This is a genomic window from Streptococcus sp. A23 (assembly GCF_043674155.1).
GTDB classification, from domain to species: Bacteria; Bacillota; Bacilli; order Lactobacillales; family Streptococcaceae; genus Streptococcus; species Streptococcus suis_V.
In genome coordinates this window covers 1-16,616 of sequence record NZ_JBIMJP010000025.1, presented here as the reverse complement: position 1 = coordinate 16,616, position 16,616 = coordinate 1, and the positions used below count along the sequence as shown (strand labels likewise).

Here is a 16,616-nt window from a genome sequence, read left to right as displayed (position 1 = left end):
GTAGCAACTCTTGTCCAAGTAAACGCTCAAATCGATGCAGTTCGTTCAAACGTTGAAGCCTTGGCCTTGGAATTGCGTAAGTTCTTGGGAACAGAGGATATCCAAGTATCACTTGCAGCGACTTCTACTAACCTACAAAACGTTGGTGATGAAGAAGGTATCCTTATCGAAACAGGTACAACTGCAACTCCAGATATGTCCGATCCAAACGGTGCAGCTGTAACATCAAAAGTTAGTGGATCCCTTAAAGCTACTGAAAATGCGGATTATTTGACAATTCAATATACACCTGTTGCATACTTTGATGCTGTTGCACCTGTCTATACACCTTTCAAAGAAAACGGTGGGCAGTCAACAGGTGGTGCTTACTTCCGTACATCTGTTAACCCAACCGATCTTTACGGCAAGCTCTTGGTAGAGTTGGTTGCAAACGACGGAACAGTTGTTGAAACTAAAAAAGTTGAGCCAAACACAGCTGTAGAATTTGATTACTTCAAGACTACACATGGTGCAGGCTATCCATTTGTATACACCTATGACCCAGACTATGATTCGAAAGATATGTTCGGTGTTATCCGTATTCAATGGGCTTACAACACAATGAGTGCTGTTAGTCAAAAGTTGATCCGACCAACCACTAATACGACTGTCTACAAGACAGAGGATGGTCAACAACTAGCTACCTATACGGTGTTAACAACACCAGACTTGAATACTACTCCATCTGAAAAGAGAGAGTTTGCGGGTTATACTTACAAAGAAACGACAACAACAACATCTAACGTCGTTCTCGTTCCATCAGAGCCATACGTTGAAGTAACTCGTTTTGCTACAAGTGGTGTACAGTTCAAGACTATCGTTGAAGCTGTGGGTACAGATGGAACTATTAAGAAAACCTACTACATAGCAGATCCGAACTACACAGGTACACAGAGTTATACAGATACTAACCTAGATGGCTTCCTACCAATCTTGGTAACAGATGACATGCCAGTTGGTACAGTGAATACAAACTTGAAGCTTCTTCCTTCTCTACTAACATCTGGCTATGAAGTTTATCGCGTAGATGCTTCAACTGAGCTGATTTATCCAGACAAAGAAGGGGATAAGCAACCAACTCCTGTCCGTGGTACCTTGATAACAGATCCAGCAGAGCTTGATTTTAGTACCTTGACTTCAGAAACACAATGGTTCCATATCAAATTTAACGAGAAACAAGATGGTACACTAGCATTTGCTCGTCTTCGCCCAGCAGCCCTAGGTAACGCATCGCGAATAACCTTTGAATATGATACTCGTACTAATGATGGTTCGACGGTTGATACGACTGGGTGGCAACCAGGTCAAGATTTTGGTGTACGTCCAAAGTCTTGGAATGGGATTCACCATACTATCAGTTTGAATAACAATGCCCAAACTGTTACTGAAACAACTCATATCTATACACCAGTTCCACAGGAAGCCATCATCCGTTACCAAGTTGAAGGTGCGACAGACTTCTTGGAAGATTCAGGTACCTTGACAGGTAACCCAGGTACAGATATCACTTACTCAACTGAAGATACCATTAACAAGTATAAGAAATTGGGTTATGAGCTTGTATCTGATAACTTCACTACTGATGCTGGTCAAGATTATGACTATGATTCATATAAATTGCAAGAATTCCTTGTTGTGATCAAGCCACGTATCGTTGATGTTCCTAAAGGTGTTGTTCCAGGGAAACCAGTAGATCCAACAGATCCAAACTCACCAGTATGGCCAGCAACATTAGAAAACTTGGAAACATCTCAAGAAGTAACCCGTACAGTTGAGTACAAGTATGAAGATGGTACACCAGTTCTCGTAGATGCTGCAGGTAATGTCTTGCCAAAAGGCTCTACTGAAGGAACTCCATTTGTCAAGACTGAAACAGTAACCTTCACTCGACCAGCTCAAGTCAATCTTGTAACTGGGGAGATTACTTACGGTGACTGGGCTGCGGATACAACAGATACACTTAAAGGAAATGTTCTTCCACAAGTTCCAGGCTATACAGCAAGCCGTACTACTCTTGAGGGTGCAGATGCGCCAATGACAGAGACAATCAATGCTAAGACAGTTACAGCAACTGATGCTGACATTAACGAAGTTGTTTACTTTGCTGAAAATCCTAAGTATGGTGATGTTGTTGTTAACTATGTAAACACAGATGGCAAAGTTATCGCAACTCCTGTTGTGGATACAAACGATGCTCTTGTAGGTACAGAGTACTCTACTGCTGACCGTGTACCAAAGAAAATCATTGAAGATGCTACTGGCGATGTTTACTATTACAAAGAAATCAAAGCTGAAGATGCAGCCAAAGAAACTGGTAAGGTTGTAGAAGGTACAACGGAAGTTACCTATGTTTATGAAAAAGCTGGTAATGTTGTTGTTAACTATGTGACGGAAGACGGTACGCCTATTAAGACACCTGTAAACGATGAAACAAACGCTCCAGCAGGTAAGTCATATGACACAACAGATAACAAACCAACTGAGATTATTGGCGAAGATGGTTCACGTTATGTCTTGATTCCATCTAAGACAATTGGTTCTGAAACAGGTACTGTTGAAGGTGGTAAGACAACTGAAATCACTTATGTGTACAAGAAAGTCGCTAACTGGATCCCTGAAATTCCTGCTACACCAGAGAATCCAACTCCAGTTAACCCAGTGATCCCTTATCCATTCGACCCAACGAACCCAGATAAGCCAATCGATCCAACATCACCTTACCCAGATGGTGAAGTTCCGTCAATTCCACATGTACCAGGTTTCACACCAGTAGATCCTAAGGACAACACTCCATTGACACCGGTAGATCCAGAAGATCCATCTAAGGGTTATGTACCACCAACTCCAGACGAGTCAGGTAAGGATACACCAATCCCTTACGTACAAAACGGTAATGTTGTTGTTAACTATGTGACGGAAGATGGTACGCCTATTAAGACACCTGTAAACGATGAAACAAACGCTCCAGCAGGTAAGTCATATGACACAACAGATAACAAACCAACTGAGATTATTGGCGAAGATGGTTCACGTTATGTCTTGATTCCATCTAAGACAATTGGTTCTGAAACAGGTACTGTTGAAGGTGGTAAGACAACTGAAATCACTTATGTGTACAAGAAAGTCGCTAACTGGATCCCTGAAATTCCTGCTACACCAGAGAATCCAACTCCAGTTAACCCAGTGATCCCTTATCCATTCGACCCAACGAACCCAGATAAGCCAATCGATCCAACATCACCTTACCCAGGTGGAGGAGTTCCATCAATCCCTCATGTACCAGGTTATGTGCCAGTTGATCCTAAGACTAACGAGCCATTGAAACCGGTTGACCCAACGGATCCTAAGAAAGGGTATGTTCCACCAGTTCCAACAACGCCAGGTGAGAACACACCAATCCCTTACGTACCTGTAACACCAACTAAGAATGTTGTAACAAACCACGTTGATGAAGATGGCAACCCAATTGCACCGCAAGAAGAAGGTACAACGCCTAACAAGTCAATCCCGGGTTATGAGTATGTACGTACAGTTGTAGATGCAGATGGTAACACAACCCACATCTACCGCAAGGTAAGCAACCCTGTTACACCAAAACCAGGAACTCCTACAAGTCCAGCACCTCAAGCACCTGCGACACCAAAACCACAGGCTCCTGTAGCTCCAACAACTGATAAAGCTGGTGCAGCTCAATTGCCAAACACTGGTGAAGCATCATCTGCGGCAGCAATTCTTGGTGCAGGTATGCTAGTTGCAGCACTTGCGCTTGCAGGTAAACGTCGTCGTAACGAAGACTAATCTGTTCTCATTCGTACATGTCCTCCCACTATACAAGTAATGAATGAAAATAGAAAACGGAAAGCATAGCTTTCCCAATAGGCTGTCCCTACGCTAGTTGTGGGCAGATAAAAGGAAGAGAGAACATGTGTTCTCTCAGACTGAAGACAAAGTTCTTAGAATTGATTTTCTAAGGGCTTTTCTTCGTGTTTAGGAGTACAATATAATAAAAAGGACTTGTGAGGTTCTCCTATGCTACACAAAGAAAAACCTGACTATAACTGCAATCAGTACGGTTTCTATACCCTTGACCAGCTTGTGCCTGCAGATCATTTCCTGCGCCAAGTTGATAAAGTTATCGATTTTGATTTTATCTACGGCTTAGTCGAAGAAGCCTATTCGTCTGACAATGGTCGTCCTAGTCTTGACCCTGTTATGCTGGTCAAAATCCCTATGGTTCAGTGTTTTTATGGCATTCGTTCCAAAGGAGGTATTTGCTTATTCTGCCCAAGTTGCCTGTGATAAGTATGGCTGGGCACTTGCTTATAGTGTTGAGGCTGGTAATATCCATGACAGTTCGGGCTATAAAACTCCCAGTATTGCCAAGTTTCTAATTGATAAGGAAATCACTCCTGTCCTTCCCGACACCCGTCCCCGTGGGAAGAAGGGACAACTTCGTCCCAAAGATTTTGTCTATGACGAACACTTCGATTGTGTCCTGTGTCCTGAACATCAGGCCTTGACCTATCGCACGACTACCCGAGAAGGCTACCGAGAATACAAAAGTGATCCTGCAATTTGTGCCAACTGTCCCCTATTATCAGTATGTACGACCAGTAAGAACCATCAAAAAGTTGTCACGCGGCATATTTGGAAGGAGTATTTGGAACAGTGCGAGGATATTCGTCATCAAAGAGGGATGAAGGAGCTCTACCAACATCGGAAAGAGACGATTGAACGGCTATTTGGCACAGCCAAGGAATACCATAATCTGCGCTACACGAGGGAAAAAGGCAAGTCCAAAATGGAGGATAAGATTGGACTGACTTTGGCGTGCTTAAATCTCAAAAAACTAGTTAAAAGGATGGCAAGAAGGCCTTTTTATTTTGTCCAGATGGGGTGGTTTCAGCATTAAAACAGCCATTTTTCTCTAAAAATAGTAAAAAAGACAAACACCAAAATGATGTTTGTCTGCAAACTGAGAGAACATATGTTCTCTCTTTTTTTGCATACGCCGGGTACGTCGTACATCTGAGGTGAAAGTCCTCTGTGGGCATCCGCTACCGGTGAACCCAATAGTGACTCCCAAGACTGACTATCGTGAGGTAGTGGATTAAAACGGTCTGGGGAGGGACCGTTTTAAGTCTGACGCTAGAAACCAAGACCGTCAGAGGAAGGGATAGTGAAATCGTAGCACTACGAACAGAAACGTGATATAAAGGCGTATATAGCGGATAATGTGGCAAAGAACACCAAAGTCCAAAAAGGTAGTCGTATCAAATAGTGGCTCAGAGGTTGGTACTGAAACGTGCCATATCAAAACCAGTCCTCGCTAAACGTGGACTGGTTTCTTGCCTAGATTATTATCTAAAACGACATGCGTTAAAAGTTAGTTGAACCGCCGTGTGCCGAACGGCACGCACGGTGGTGTGAGAGGGACTAGTCTTAGTCCCTACTCGATTACCATCCACCGCGACCTCCAGGTGCGCCCCCCATTGCGCCGGGGCCGGTTTGGACAATTTCAGTTTGTTTCTGGCCATTGACCGTGACATCTCCACCTGTAAAGGAGACGGAACCGTCAAAGTCAAAGGCTGAAGTAGGTGCAGTTATGTCAATGGTGCCACCAGAAATGATCAAATCACCATTGGAATCAAAGGCATCCGTATCGCCATTTCCGACAGCAACGGTCAAATCACCCCCGGTGACCTTGATGAAGATATCGCTGGCTGTATCGCTTGCAGCATTGATGGCATCATCAGAACCATAAACATCCAAGGTTCCACCATTGATAGTGATATTGGTTCCTTCCAAGGCCTCGGTTGACTCAGTTACTTTAATCGAACCATCTTCAATGGTCAAGGCAGATTCAGCTTTGATACCGTCGTCACCTGCTGTGACAGTGATGGTTCCGCCCGTGATAGTGGTATTTCCTTTCGTAGTATCCTCGTCGTTTGTCGCCTTGATACCATCGCCACCTGCCATCACGTCAATCCTACCACCTGTGATGGTCAATGAATCCTTACCGCGAATACCGTCATCCTGAGCTGTTACCGTAATATTTCCAGCCTCGATGGTCAAGTCATCGGTAGAGACAATCCCGTCTTGGAAATTGCCTTCAACGGTCAGTTTACCATTGCCAGTGATAACTAAATCCGACTCCGAATGAATAGCCCCTTCAATATCTGTATCGGAATGAGTGCTAGTGTCTGAGACAGTATTTTCGGTGCCATCTTGCAAGTTAATTTCAAGATTATCAGCAGATAGGACATTGATAGCTGCGGTATCTGTGCTAGAAATGGTAGCTCCGGCCAAAATCAAACGCACATTTTCCTGAGTGTCAATGGTTACACCTTTTGTCGTCGAACCGCTTAGAATATAGGTTCCGCCTTCAGTGATGGTCAAGCCCTCGTCAGACAAGGTAACTTCTTGACTAGGGAGTGACGACCAATCAATGCTAGAAGTGCTTGCGGTGTTGCTCGTGCTTGAATTGGTCGTCGTTACTTGGCTGCTGGTAATCGTCTTGCTGGTTTGGGTATGTCCTTGGGCAGAAGAACAAGCAGCTAACGTAGCGATAGTGAGGAGGGTAATGCCAGAGGCGAGTAGTTTTTTCGTCTTAGTTTTCATCATAATGATTTCCGTCTTTCTTTATAAATATTTCTTTTTAGGTGTCTGTTTATTGACAATGAAATTGAGTGGATTGGCTTCGACAATGGATTTTGTCAAGGCTTGGTCTGAGATGCTTGATTCCAAAACCAGAGAATATTCGAGGACCAGTGCCTGCTTTTTCTTTTTGTAGCTAATGGATAGGATTTCTTCCTCCTTACAAGCTGCTTTGAAGACCTTCTTGAAAAAATGTTGGTAATCAAAATCCAAGGGAACAGTTAGGAGAATGTGTCGTCTCCTGTGATCGGTTTGACCATAATTCACAGTTTCAAAGAGGAGCATGGCGCCGCAGATAATGAGCGTCAGGAGGCTGGCCAGTCCCAGATAACCGGTTCCTGTTGCTAATCCGATGGCCATAGCCAGTAGGACTGCCAGCATTTCTTTGGAAGAGCCAGAGGCAGAGCGGAAGCGAATGAGACTAAAGGTCCCAGCGACGGCTAAGCTAGTCCCCAGACTGCCGTTGACCAAGAAGATGATAAAGGCAATCAGGGTTGGCATCAGGGTCAAAGTTATGACAAATTCCTTGCTGTAGCTGGATTTGTGCTTGTAGGTCATTGCCAGTAGATAACCCAGCACCAAGCTGATCCCCATAATTAAACTGATTTGCAGGGCGATGGAGCTGGTGGTAGATAAGATACTATCGAATAGGTGCATAGGCTATCAACTCCTTTTCTGGGCTAGTCGCGAGGCGGTAAGCCGTTCCGTATTTGGAGAAGGATTTTCTATCAATGGCGTGCTTTTCAAGGAGCACGGATAGCCAATCTGGAATCGTCTCAGCTGCTTTGATTTCCATAATCATTAGGTCAGGGTCCAGCAAGACCTTTTCTTTTGCAGCTGATTTAAGCGCCGGATGTTTGTCTGAATAGGTAACGTTTTGGTCAATGGTCAAGCGGAGTTTTGGATCCTCTAGCCCCTTGAAGGACTGGCGTTCATAGCGAATGAGAATTTTCGGATAGAGATTGCCATACCGTTTCCGAAGCGATTGAATTTCTTGGCAGACAGGTTGGTCTGGCAGGCTGCTGTCGCGCAAACCTGTACGGAGGAAATATTGAATAATGCGCGGTGTTGATTCCAGTCGGTACTTGTAACCAATGCCATCGATTTTTTTCTTGATTTCCAAAAAGGCGGTGCTGTTGGCATGAGGATGAGCATCGTAGAGCCGAATCCGAACCTTTTCACGCTGATGCTTTTTGGCTAAGGCATCCTGCACCATGTCAAAATCCTCATTATCAAAATAAATGCTGGTAATGGTTGAATGAGCGTAGTCATCTGCAAGGAGATGGGGCTGGGCATCGCGGAGGAAGAGTCTCCAAGTTGCTTTGCTGAGGATGTATTTAGTTTCCCTACGTTTGAATTGTTTTTGGCTGATAGTGGTTTTCATGTGAGACCTCTCCAATCTATTGTGCTGATGCTTGTTAGTATAAAGGTCAAATATTAAACAAAACTGAAAGAAATATTAAAGAAAGCTTAAAATTCAATTTTGGGCGAAAAAAATCCCCCATCACGAGGATAGGGAAAAATGGAGTAAATAGGTTATTTTCCTGAACGGTCGACATTCCAGAAATCTGTGACAGCGCCTTTGGATGCGGACGATACGGTATGGGCATATTTTCCGAGCACACCGCGGCTGTAGAGAGGTGGAATAACAGTTGTTTTCTTGCGTTCTTCGATTTCTTGGTCAGAAACGTGCATGGTGATTTCTTTGGTATCTTGGTCCACCGTTACCAAATCGCCTGTACGTAGGTAGGCAATTGGACCACCATCCTGAGCTTCAGGTGCGATGTGTCCCACAACCAATCCATAGGTACCACCAGAGAAACGACCGTCTGTTAGAAGGGCTACCTTGTCACCTTGGCCCTTGCCGACAATCATAGAAGAAAGTGACAGCATTTCAGGCATACCAGGACCGCCTTTTGGTCCAACATAGCGGACAACGACTACATCGCCATCTACAATTTCGTCAGTCAAGACTGCTTCGATAGCTTCTTCTTCAGAATCAAAGACCTTGGCTGGACCTGTATGGTTGCGGACTTTCACACCAGAAACCTTGGCAACGGCACCTTCAGGAGCCAAATTACCCTTGAGGATAATCAACGGACCGTCGGCACGTTTTGGATTTTCAAGTGGCATGATGACATCTTGACCTGGTGTCAAATCAGCGAAATCTTCCAAGTTTTCTGCGATGGTTTTACCAGTACAAGTGATACGGTCGCCATGCAGGAAACCATTTTTTAGCAAGTATTTCATAACTGCTGGTACACCACCGACATTGTAGAGGTCTTGGAAAACATACTTACCAGAAGGCTTGAGGTCAGCCAAGTGAGGTACTTTCTCTTGGAAATCATTGAAATCTTCCAAGGTCAAGTCAACGTTTGCAGCGTGAGCAATGGCTAGCAAGTGAAGAGTAGCGTTGGTGGAGCCACCGAGTGCCATGGTAACAGTGATAGCATCTTCAAAGGCTTCGCGAGTCATTATGTCAGACGGCTTGATGCCCAGTTCTAACATGCGGACAACAGCACGACCAGCTTCTTCAATGTCAGCCTTCTTCTCAGGAGATTCAGCAGGGTGAGAAGAAGAGCCAGGAATAGACATCCCCAAGACTTCAATGGCAGAGGCCATGGTATTGGCTGTGTACATACCACCACATCCACCAGGTCCAGGGCAGGCATTACACTCCAAGCGACGGACATCTTCTTCGGTCATATCGCCGTTGTTCCATTTTCCGATTCCTTCAAACACTGAAACCAGGTCGATGTCCTTGCCGTCCAGATTTCCTGGAGCAATGGTACCACCGTAGGCAAAGACAGCAGGGATATCCATATTGGCAATGGCAATCATGGAACCAGGCATGTTCTTGTCACAGCCTCCGATTGCTACAAAGGCATCGACGTTGTGCCCTCCCATAGCTGCCTCAATAGAGTCAGCGATAATGTCGCGTGAAGTCAGTGAGAAACGCATGCCCGGAGTTCCCATGGCGATTCCGTCTGCAACGGTGATGGTACCGAATTGAACTGGCCAAGCGCCAGCATCTTTGACCCCTTCTTTGGCTAATTTTCCAAAATCATGCAAGTGAATATTACAAGGCGTATTTTCAGCCCAGGTCGAAATCACACCGACAATCGGCTTTTCAAAACTATCATCGGTCATGCCTGTCGCGCGCAACATGGCACGGTTGGGTGATTTGACCATTGAATCGTAGACTGAGCTACGGTGACGAAGGGTTTTAAGTGTATCTTTATCTGTCATTTCTCTTCTCCCTATCTTTCTGGTGATTGGTTTCCTTATTATACCATAGTTATGAGGGATATGAAAAAGGATTTGACAAATAATGGGAAATTTCTGAATTTTTTGAAAACAAAAGGAAACAGCTCCCATATATTAGCGGGGAACTGCTTCACTATATTGAAATTATATTGTTGGAGCAGCGGTTTTGGCCTGCTTGATGAAGAGACTGATTGCAGCTAGAGTCAGGAAGCCAGCCCCGACATACCAGTAAGGTTGATCCAGGGTTGTAGACCGTCCGGACAGGTTGATGATACCACGGAGGAGAAAACCTGCTGTAATGGTTGCAACACCTGAATTCCAGAGATTATAGGTCAGGCGAGAGAGTGTGCGATGGATGGTCATCAAGCCAAGTAGAAGACTTCCACCGATTAGGGTTACGCAGAACAGATAGTGCATATGGAAAGCTGTTTCTCCATAACTGAGGCTTTCATAGACCCGACTGAAGATGAAGAGGAAGGATGTTAGTGCTAAATAGGTCATGAAGGTGCGAATAGCACGCTTACTGTTTGAATTAGTAGCCGATGTAGACAATGTCGCTCACCGCCCTTTCTGAGATAGTATTTCCGTTTGTTGTTGGGTTGTTAATCACTTGACCGTTGAAGTAGAGGGTTGATGAACCACCGCCGTCTAGGTTGTAGGCAGTTGTTGCTCCGTATTGTTTCATAACTTCTGCCAGTTGATAGAGGGATAGACCTTCACTTTCAGAAGTACGACCGTCTGCCACAACGATGATATAGTGGTTTTCATCAATGATACCAATGGCTGAACGAGGGTTGGAAGGCATGGCCCGTCCAACTTCTGTTGATGTATCCACCACGATTTCACCATTTTCTACCAAGGTTGGCCCGAAGGCGAGCAAGTTGACAACGCCATTGTCAATTAACTCTTGAGCTGTTATTTCATTTTCATAGATAATTTCAAATGAGCCGTCAGCATAAATTGCCAAGTCACCATAAGAAGCATTGTCACGGACGGTATCACGGTAGAGGACACCATTCTTGATGACATAACCTGTTGAGTTGGCACCGTAGTAGTCGCCGTTGACCGCCAAGATGGCATTGTTGGCTGCAGCGGTTTCAGATGTTTTGGCTGTGACGTTGGTACCATAAGTATTTTGAGCTAAGGCTGTTTTCAAGTACTCAGGTGAGCTGACTTGGATATCCGCTACATAGACAGTTGTGTTGTTGGTTGTAATGGTTTCGAGTGTGATTTGGATGTTATCATCAGCGTAAGAGGTATCAGTTGTTGTCACATTGGTTGCGGTTGTTGCAGCGGTGCTACTTGCTGCTGTACTGGAATTTGTCGTTGCTGCAGCGGTTGTCCTTGCTGATTCTACTGTTGTAATAGCTTCAGAGAGGACAAAGGTTTTGAGCATGGAGTAGGTGAAACCACCAGTGAGTAATGTACCGAATAGTGATGCGTATATGAAGGGTTTTTTAAGCAATTTCATGGGTAAGTGCCTTCCTTTCATTGAAAATAATATGTTTTTGAATATACCAAGAGAAGAAAAAGAGAGAGAGGCCCACTGTGATTTTCACCAAATAAAGATTCAAGCCAAACAGTTGGTGGAAAATATAAATCAGAGAGGTGTCGCAGATGAAGAGGGCCAAAGCTAGGGTCAAATAACCTAGGCCGGTAGTTTGGACGCTCTGCTCGTTTTGAAAGACCAGCTTTTTATTGAGGTAATAATTGGACAGAGAGCTGGTAACACGAGCCAAGCCATTAGCAATGAGGATATGAATACCCGAGGGCAGAGCAGTCAAACTTGCGATAAGCAGGGCATAGGCACCGTAGTCTACCAGAAAGCTGCCAAGTGAGGCCAGGGCAAATTTGAAGAGGTTTTTGTAGATGAGTAAGCCATCCTTGATAGGTCGGAAATGCGAGCTAGCATTATCATCTATATAAATGGTCTGAATGGGAACCTCGGTAATGGGGAACTCTTGGCTAGCTTGAGTCAGCATATTCATTTCGTACTCATAACGTTGGCCTTCGATTTTCAGCATAAAGGGCAGGAGCTTGGAATGAAAGGCGCGTAGACCAGTCTGGGTATCGCTAACCTTGACACCAGTTTGAAGGCGGAAGAGTAGACGGGTCAGCTTATTACCAAAACGACTGCGGAAAGGCACATCATTGCTAAATTGACGGACTCCCAGAACCAAGTGATTGGGCAAATTCATAGCAGCCCGGGCCACTCTATCCATATCGTTGACGGAGTGCTGGCCGTCCGCATCAGCTGTTACGATGACAGAATTGGAGTCACGTTCTTGAATATATTGAAAAGCAGTTTTCAAGGCCTGGCCTTTTCCTAAATTACGCTCGTGGTGAAGAACGGTTGCGTAGGAACTAGCTTGCTCGATGATGGCTTTCGAAGCTTCAGTGCTTCCATCGTTAACTACAATAATCTTGCAATTGAGCCGATGCTTTAAAGCGTTCAATAGCTCCAGTAATTTCTGATCTGGCTGATAGGCGGGGATGATGACATAATACATGGGAATACCTCGTTTCGTTTTTTGCTATACACCCACTATAGAGGAGTTTTCTGAAAGAAATCTGAAAATAGCCTACATCTTGATTTGACTTAAGTTTGGTTTAAGATTTCGGCTTGAAATAAGGAAAACGAACAAATGTAGGAATTTTCAGAATATTCCTTGACATTTAAGTTCCATGTGTTATGATAGTAGATACAACATTGCAGAGAGGAGGAATACATGTGCAAGAAATCCAATTAGATCAACCGCGTTCAGGTTCCTATTTAATCTTAGATAGCTTGCATCAATTGGGTGTGGACCTGGTCTTTGGCTATCCAGGTGGGGCAGTCCTCCCCTTATATGATGCTATCTATCAATACGAGGGGATTCAGCACGTCTTGGCTCGTCACGAACAAGGAGCGGTCCACGAGGCGGAAGGTTATGCCAAATCATCAGGAAAGGTGGGCGTAGCCATCGTCACATCTGGACCAGGGGCAACTAATGCCATTACAGGGATAGCGGATGCCATGGGTGACAGCGTGCCTCTTCTGGTTTTCACAGGACAGGTTGCGACGCGCGGTATCGGTAAGGATGCCTTCCAGGAGGCCGATGTCATTGGTATGACCATGCCAATCACCAAATACAATTACCAGATTCGGGATACAGCAGATATTCCTCGAGTGATTACAGAAGCCTATCATATTGCGACCACAGGCCGTCCAGGTCCAGTAGTCATCGATGTGCCAAAGGATATCCAGGAAAGAATTGTTGAAGCCTATCACGATCCGATGGTTCATTTGCCAAGCTACCAACCAACGGTAGAGCCAAATGGCTTGCAGGTTAAGAAAATTCTCCAGCAGCTCAGTCGGGCCAAAAAGCCAGTGATTTTGGCTGGTGGTGGGGTCAACTATGCAGAAGCCCAGGAAGAATTGATTGCTTTTGCAGAGAAATACCGCTTGCCTGTTGTTTCAACCCTGCTTGGGTTAGGAGCCATGCCGATTGAACACGAATTAGCCCTAGCGATGGGTGGCATGCACGGAACTTACTCAGCCAATATGGCCATGAATGATGCAGATTATATTATCAACATCGGTGCCCGCTTTGATGATCGCCTGACGGGAAATCCGACAACCTATGCGCCTAATGCGACTATTGCGCACGTGGACATTGACCCAGCAGAGATTGGCAAGGTCATGAAGACGGCAATTCCAGTAGTCGGAGATGCCAAAGCGACCTTACAAGCCCTGTTGAAATGCGAAACCGTTGAGACAGACTATGCTGACTGGACGGAGCAGGTATTGGACAACAAGCGTCGAGCACCTTTCTGGTATGAGGAAGATGCCAACTTTATCAAGCCACAAGCAGCTATCGAGCTGATTGGTCAATTGACAAATGGCGATGCTATCATCGTGACAGATGTGGGACAACACCAGATGTGGGCGGCTCAATTCTATCCTTACAAGCACCAGCGCCAGCTGATTACTTCGGGCGGCATGGGGACTATGGGATTCGGAATTCCAGCAGCAATCGGCGCTAAACTAGCCAATCCAGACAAGGAAGTTGTAGTCTTTGTCGGTGACGGTGGTTTCCAGATGACCAACCAGGAATTGGCTATCCTCAATGGCTATGGTGTGCCCATCAAGGTTGTCTTGATTAATAACCATTCCCTGGGTATGGTTCGTCAGTGGCAAGAATCCTTCTATGAAGAACGTCGCAGTCAGTCAGTATTTGATGCAGAGCCAAACTTCCAGCTCCTAGCGGAAGCCTATGGTATCAGCCATTACAGTTTTGACAATCCGGCGACCTTGGCAGAAGATATGAAGGTCATCTTGGAAAACAAACCAATGCTGATTGAGGTCCATATCTCCAAGGCCGAACATGTGGTGCCAATGGTACCAGCCGGCAAGAGCAATGCGGAAATGTTGGGGGTGAAGTTCAATGCGTAGAATGTTAACAGCAAAATTACGAAATTCTTCAGGTGTCCTCAACCGCTTTACAGGTGTCCTATCCCGGCGCCAAATCAATATTGAATCCATTTCAGTCGGCCCGACCGAAGTTGCAGGTATTTCTCGGGTAACGGTCATCGTTGATGTTGCGACCATGGACGAAGTGGAACAAATTATCAAGCAACTCAATCGCTTGATTGATGTGGTCCGTGTCCGCGATTTGACAGACATTCCGCACTTGGAACGGGAAGTGATTCTGATTAAAATCGTTGCTCCGCCAGCTAAGCGGGCAGAAATTTTAGCCATTATCCAACCCTTCCGTGCCAGCGTTGTCGATGTGGCACCTCACTCCATTACCATTCAGATGACTGGTGACGGAGACAAGATTGACGCCCTCCTGCGTGTGATTCAGCCTTATGGCATTAAGAACATTGCTAGGACAGGGGCAACTGGTTTCAGTCGTGACTAACCTAGTCACTCACTTGTCTTTTGCTTCGTCGTTAGCTCGGCTTGGCATACCTCAGCTTGGCATACCTCAGTATAGCCTTCGCCTCACTGCCTAGAATTAAAAGAAAGTTGAGCAACTAGGGATGCACATGATAGACAAAATTACAGAATGTTCATTTTCTTTGAACATCCGAATTTATAAGTAAAAAAATAGAAAAGAGATTAACAAATGGCAGTAGCAATGCAATATGAAAAAGATGTAACAGTTCCAGCACTTGACGGCAAACGTATCGCCGTTATCGGTTATGGTTCACAGGGCCATGCCCATGCCCAAAACTTGCGTGACACAGGACACGATGTTATCATCGGCGTGCGTGCTGGTAAATCTTTTGATAAGGCAAAAGAAGATGGCTTTGAGACCTTTGAAGTAGCTGAAGCAGCAAAACAAGCGGATGTTATCATGATTTTGGCTCCAGACGAAATCCAAGCGGACCTTTACAATGAAGAAATTGCTCCAAACTTGGAGGCAGGAAATGCCCTTGGTTTCGCTCACGGTTTCAACGTTCATTTTGAATTTATCAAGGTTCCTGCTGATGTAGACGTCTTCATGTGTGCGCCAAAAGGTCCTGGTCACCTTGTTCGTCGTACTTTTGAAGAAGGTTTCGGTGTTCCAGCGCTTTACGCGGTTTACCAAGATGCGACTGGAAATGCCAAGCACATCGCAATGGACTGGGCTAAAGGTGTTGGTTCTGCCCGTGTTGGTCTCTTGGAAACAACCTTCAAAGAAGAAACGGAAGAAGATTTGTTCGGTGAGCAAGCCGTTCTCTGTGGTGGTTTGACTGCCCTTATGCAGGCTGGTTTTGAAGTCTTGACAGAGGCTGGCTATGCGCCAGAATTGGCTTACTTTGAAGTATTGCACGAAATGAAACTCATCGTTGACCTTGTTTACGAGGGTGGTTTCAAGAAAATGCGTCAGTCTATCTCAAACACTGCTGAATACGGTGACTACGTATCAGGTCCACGCGTGATTACTGACCAAGTTAAAGAAAACATGAAAGCTGTATTGGCAGACATCCAGTCTGGGAAATTTGCTAATGACTTCGTCAACGACTACAAGGCTGGTCGCCCACAAATGGAAGCCTTCCGTAAAGAAGCTGAAAACCTTGAAATCGAAAAAGTCGGTGCAGAACTCCGCAAAGCAATGCCATTCGTAGGCCGCAACGACGACGATGCCTTTAAGATTTATAACTAAAACAGTCCAGTGGACTGTTTTAGCCCTCGCCTAAAAACGAGAAAGCGAGGTAAGTCCAGTGGACTGTTTTAGCCCTCGCCCAAAAACGAGAAAGCGAGGTAAGTCCGGGGGAGTGAAAGAGTCTGGGGATAGACTCTTTCAGCTGGTCGCCTAGAAATGTGAGAGCGACCATACGCCCTCGCTTGACAACAAGAGAGCGAGGCAGCCTGCGGATAGGCTATTCTAGCCCTTGCCCAGAAATTCGATAGCGAGGCCAGGGGAAGTTTGTCTACCGACAAACTCTATATCCAACATTCAACAGCTCCCCAAACTGTTGAAGTCCAATCTCGAAATCGTAGAGTTAGGTAGCTCTACTTGAATTAGAAGTCTCGGGGTTCTGGTCAAAGAATAGTAAAGAGCTGGCTTGCCAGCTCTTTTGACCATTCTGAGAAAATAAAAAATATTCCCGCGTTGTAAAATGAAGTGCAACAAAAAAGACATGTTCGTCTGATATACTAGAATTCCCCAACTCAGTATAGA

11 protein-coding genes and 1 pseudogene are annotated in these 16,616 nt (G+C 45.2%); 5 read left to right on the top strand and 7 right to left on the bottom strand.

Annotation, left to right across the window (positions count from 1 at the left end):
* Together ACHBIE_RS10335 and ACHBIE_RS10330 are read left to right on the top strand one after the other, a co-directional pair.
* The coding region (locus ACHBIE_RS10335; protein WP_394733283.1) for a MucBP domain-containing protein at nt 1-3,837 on the top strand (3,837 nt) is incomplete at its 5' end.
* A gap of 231 nt (nt 3,838-4,068) precedes the next feature.
* A pseudogene (locus ACHBIE_RS10330) lies at nt 4,069-5,016 on the top strand (transposase); the annotation flags it as partial.
* Nucleotides 5,017-5,496: 480 nt separating this feature from the next.
* Here ACHBIE_RS10330 and ACHBIE_RS10325 read toward each other — a convergent pair.
* The 7 genes from ACHBIE_RS10325 to ACHBIE_RS10295 form a co-directional block, all read right to left on the bottom strand.
* The gene (locus ACHBIE_RS10325; RefSeq protein WP_394733284.1) at nt 5,497-6,660 is read right to left on the bottom strand and encodes a carbohydrate-binding domain-containing protein; all 1,164 of its coding nucleotides are present in this window, start codon (nt 6,658-6,660) and stop codon (nt 5,497-5,499) included.
* Between the two features lie 21 nt (nt 6,661-6,681).
* Nucleotides 6,682-7,353: a DUF4956 domain-containing protein gene (locus ACHBIE_RS10320; protein ID WP_105122903.1), complete on the bottom strand. Its 672-nt coding sequence runs from the start codon at nt 7,351-7,353 to the stop codon at nt 6,682-6,684.
* On the bottom strand, nt 7,337-8,080 hold the full coding sequence (locus tag ACHBIE_RS10315) for a polyphosphate polymerase domain-containing protein (protein WP_394733282.1): 744 nt from the start codon (nt 8,078-8,080) through the stop codon (nt 7,337-7,339). Before ACHBIE_RS10315 ends, ACHBIE_RS10320 begins: the two co-directional genes overlap by 17 nt.
* A 152-nt stretch (nt 8,081-8,232) precedes the next feature.
* Nucleotides 8,233-9,945 (bottom strand): dihydroxy-acid dehydratase, encoded by a 1,713-nt coding sequence (gene ilvD, locus ACHBIE_RS10310; protein ID WP_105122905.1) that lies wholly within the window; start codon nt 9,943-9,945, stop codon nt 8,233-8,235.
* A gap of 162 nt (nt 9,946-10,107) precedes the next feature.
* On the bottom strand, nt 10,108-10,515 hold the full coding sequence (locus tag ACHBIE_RS10305; RefSeq protein ID WP_394733281.1) for a hypothetical protein: 408 nt from the start codon (nt 10,513-10,515) through the stop codon (nt 10,108-10,110).
* On the bottom strand, nt 10,496-11,434 hold the full coding sequence (locus ACHBIE_RS10300; RefSeq protein ID WP_394733280.1) for a phosphodiester glycosidase family protein: 939 nt from the start codon (nt 11,432-11,434) through the stop codon (nt 10,496-10,498). The genes ACHBIE_RS10305 and ACHBIE_RS10300 overlap by 20 nt, the downstream gene beginning before the upstream one ends.
* Complete coding sequence (locus ACHBIE_RS10295) at nt 11,421-12,473, bottom strand: glycosyltransferase (RefSeq protein ID WP_394733279.1); 1,053 nt, start codon at nt 12,471-12,473, stop codon at nt 11,421-11,423. The genes ACHBIE_RS10300 and ACHBIE_RS10295 overlap by 14 nt, the downstream gene beginning before the upstream one ends.
* Before the next feature lie 182 nt (nt 12,474-12,655).
* Here ACHBIE_RS10295 and ACHBIE_RS10290 point away from each other — a divergent pair, with 182 nt between their 5' ends.
* The 3 genes from ACHBIE_RS10290 to ilvC all read left to right on the top strand — a co-directional run bounded on the left by ACHBIE_RS10290 (nt 12,656) and on the right by ilvC (nt 16,097).
* A complete protein-coding gene (locus ACHBIE_RS10290) occupies nt 12,656-14,398 on the top strand; it encodes an acetolactate synthase large subunit (RefSeq protein WP_394733278.1) in 1,743 nt (580 codons plus the stop codon).
* On the top strand, nt 14,391-14,867 hold the full coding sequence (ilvN, locus tag ACHBIE_RS10285) for an acetolactate synthase small subunit (RefSeq protein WP_105111535.1): 477 nt from the start codon (nt 14,391-14,393) through the stop codon (nt 14,865-14,867). Before ACHBIE_RS10290 ends, ilvN begins: the two co-directional genes overlap by 8 nt.
* Nucleotides 14,868-15,074: 207 nt before the next feature.
* Nucleotides 15,075-16,097 carry a ketol-acid reductoisomerase gene (ilvC, locus tag ACHBIE_RS10280; RefSeq protein WP_105111536.1) on the top strand — a complete coding sequence of 341 codons (1,023 nt, stop codon included), beginning with the start codon at nt 15,075-15,077 and terminating at the stop codon, nt 16,095-16,097.
* Nucleotides 16,098-16,616: the final 519 nt, after the last annotated feature.

Bases quoted from the DNA above. Each gene is read 5' to 3' on its own strand.
- ACHBIE_RS10300 (WP_394733280.1), bottom strand. From the start codon at position 11,434: ATGAAATTGCTTAAAAAACCCTTCATATACGCATCACTATTCGGTACA.
- ACHBIE_RS10295 (WP_394733279.1), bottom strand. From the start codon at position 12,473: ATGTATTATGTCATCATCCCCGCCTATCAGCCAGATCAGAAATTACTG.
- ilvC (WP_105111536.1), top strand. From the start codon at position 15,075: ATGGCAGTAGCAATGCAATATGAAAAAGATGTAACAGTTCCAGCACTT.
- ACHBIE_RS10325 (WP_394733284.1), bottom strand. From the start codon at position 6,660: ATGAAAACTAAGACGAAAAAACTACTCGCCTCTGGCATTACCCTCCTC.
- ACHBIE_RS10315 (WP_394733282.1), bottom strand. From the start codon at position 8,080: ATGAAAACCACTATCAGCCAAAAACAATTCAAACGTAGGGAAACTAAA.
- ACHBIE_RS10290 (WP_394733278.1), top strand. From the start codon at position 12,656: ATGATAGTAGATACAACATTGCAGAGAGGAGGAATACATGTGCAAGAA.
- ACHBIE_RS10320 (WP_105122903.1), bottom strand. From the start codon at position 7,353: ATGCACCTATTCGATAGTATCTTATCTACCACCAGCTCCATCGCCCTG.
- ilvN (WP_105111535.1), top strand. From the start codon at position 14,391: ATGCGTAGAATGTTAACAGCAAAATTACGAAATTCTTCAGGTGTCCTC.
- ilvD (WP_105122905.1), bottom strand. From the start codon at position 9,945: ATGACAGATAAAGATACACTTAAAACCCTTCGTCACCGTAGCTCAGTC.